Source organism: Ruegeria sp. CJ2 (genome assembly GCF_056536745.1).
Genome location: NZ_JBQFQF010000032.1, coordinates 1 through 1,965, shown reverse-complemented (window position 1 = coordinate 1,965; position 1,965 = coordinate 1). Strand labels below are relative to the sequence as shown.

1 protein-coding gene is annotated in these 1,965 nt (G+C 51.6%); it reads left to right on the top strand.

The window, feature by feature from the left end; translation table 11 throughout:
* The first annotated feature begins 610 nt into the window (after positions 1-610).
* Positions 611-1,900: a hypothetical protein gene (locus ACR0MS_RS20415; protein WP_480578148.1), complete on the top strand. Its 1,290-nt coding sequence runs from the start codon at positions 611-613 to the stop codon at positions 1,898-1,900.
* Positions 1,901-1,965: the final 65 nt, after the last annotated feature.

Genomic DNA, 1,965 nt, shown 5'->3' with positions numbered 1-1,965 from the left:
CAAGCCACTATAGGTAAATGTTGACGATCTATCGACCAGCAGCTAACCTGCTGGTCGTTTTCGTTTAGAAATAAGAGCTTGTGACATGCCGGACCCCAAAAAGGCTTCGCAAAAATCTGCGAACAAAATGAGAACTCGGCTTCCTCGCCTGCCTGGCGGCTTCTCAGTCAATTTTTGCCGCAATCCACTTTGTGACCTTTACGGCGTATTACCTGACCCACGAGATGGGCGCGGCCGACCAGCTAACCCTGGTTCGAACTTGGCGCGGGGCAAGGTCTCCGGGTCTGGAGGTGAGCGCACCTATATTTGCCCAAGTTGCGGACGGTCTAGCATCCTCAAATCCAACAAGGCATTGGCGGAAGAATACGCAAGGCTCTCCCGCCTGAATAGAAGAACAAAACGTGAAAGTTGTCCGAGTGTTGCATGTATCAATCATGGAGCGACCGTTGGGCTCATGCCGAGCCGGTATCGAAAGTTTGGTAAGACGGCCAAAGGAGATCCAAGATATCAGTGCAAAGCGTGTAAGAAGACCTTTTCGATTGGTCGCTCGACGAGGCGACATAAGCGTAGTGACCTAAATGGTAAAGTCTTTAGATCGCTGGTTAATGGCGTGACGCTTTCAGCTATCTCACGAGTACTCGATACATCACTTCCGGAAGTCTATTCGAAGATCGACTTCATCCACGAGCAATGCCAAGCCTTTGCGGCAGATCGGGAGAAGCGACTGCCCGAAGTATTTGAAGGGGATAGTCCTCACTTCGCCACGGACACACAAATCCTTCAGGTGAACTGGCCCGACAGAGGTATTCGTAAACTTGTAGAAGTGCGCCACATGTGCACCGTCCACAGCGACAGCAAGTATGTCATTGCGTCTACAACAGATGTTGATCCCGACGTTCACCCGCTTGCCGTCGAAAAGGCGATGGATATTGTCGGAGACAAAGAAAAGCCTCGTTCTATGCGGGAGAACGCCCGGATTTGGTTTGCCAGTGAGTACATCGAGTACATTTGCAAGCGACACAAGGCGACCAACCCAAAATCAAGTAGGTGGCACCGTAACAAAAAGCCAAGAGAACTTGATGACGATATCAGGCTCCTTGAGATGGCCGCTAGGGTTCGACAAGACGCGGCCGAGTTTGCACATATCATGCTGCTCAAGAAGAAGATCGGTCGGAAGTATCGACTGCTGAACTTTTCAGTTGACCGCGATACGGGTGTCTCTTCAGCCTTTTTGGCTGTGTTCAAAAATGAAGTGCAGAAGAGATTGGTGCGGATTGCAGACGTCACCATGGCAAAGAATGAAAGCCATCCGCGACGCCTGGGGTTTGTGGCTGATGGTAACAAGGAATTAGAGCGCGTGGAGTATTTGATGCGTCAGGCAGGGTACTTGCCTGGAGACGGTGATCAGGCTGTCTCCAGGCCACAGGACGGCGCCATGGAGTACCTTTTGGAAGCCTCCTTTGGCAATGTGGCGCTCTCCGACATCAGGGCGCTCCTAGTGGATCATACCGGTCAGTCTGAATCGGCCGGCATTCACTATCCGTTCCACTTCATCAACGAGCCGCATAAGCGGGTGATTTTCCGCACTGACCCAACACGATTAGATTTTGCCCAGATGGCACAGTTCGCAGTTCGGGCGGGAACGCATCCGGTGGACATGTATCACGCTCGGGCACGGACCAAGGTCATGGGATTTGAGCGTGGTTTGTCAACCTCGGGCCGCAAAAGCCTGTGGTACTACAAGCAGTACTACAATCCGGTCATGGTCATGAAGCTGGTGGATATCCTGAGGTTTGCCCATAACTACACCGACCTCATGGTAAAAGAACACAAGAGCCCAGCTATGAAACTCGGTATTGCAAAGGGCTTTGTGTATGATCGGGATCTCTTCAGTTTCTGAACTCGGCAAGCAAAAAAAACGCCGTTCGTTTTTGCGTTACGCTAAGGCTGCTCTGCGGACAAAGC